The 578-nt window shown below is 74.2% G+C and carries 1 pseudogene; it reads left to right on the top strand.

Annotated features, from left to right (window positions below):
* A pseudogene (locus tag A9W96_RS20320) lies at positions 1-578 on the top strand (hypothetical protein); the annotation flags it as partial.

Below are 578 nucleotides of genomic sequence, written 5' to 3'. Positions count from 1 at the left end.
GGGTCTGCCGTTGCCCACGCTGCTGGTCACCGCCACCGCGGCGACGGTGACCCGCTGGCGCGAGCTGCGCGGCCAGCCCACCCCGCCACCGCTGCTGGCGCTCGAAACACACGGCCGCGCAGACGGTTTGGTGGACGGCCCGGGCGCACACACCATCGACACCAGCGACACCGTCGGGCTGCTCAGCTCCATCTACCCGGTGAGGCTGGACTCGACCGACCCGCGCAGGGTGGGGGAGCAGCTGGCTTCCATCCCCGGCGACGGACTCGACTACGGGTTGCTGCGCTACTTGCGGGCCGACACCGCCGAGCGGCTCGCCGGCTTCCGGCCCCCGCAACTGCTGCTGAATTACCTCGGCGCCGCCCACGCCGACGGCGGCACGGGGCTGCGGCTCGAACGCGAGCTGCTCGCCGGCGCGTCGCCGGTGCCGGAGCCGGAGCTGGCCGTGCGCCATGAGCTCACCATCGCGGCGATGGTGCTGACCTTTGGCGGGGAGCGGGTGCTGGCCGCGCAGCTCGCGCCAGCGGGTCACCGTCGCCGCGGTGGCGGTGACCAGCAGCGTGGGCAACGGCAGACCC

It is taken from the genome of Mycobacterium sp. 1245852.3 (assembly GCF_001669335.1).
Taxonomy (GTDB): domain Bacteria; phylum Actinomycetota; class Actinomycetes; order Mycobacteriales; family Mycobacteriaceae; genus Mycobacterium; species Mycobacterium europaeum_A.
This window is presented reverse-complemented; position numbering and strand designations above follow the sequence as displayed.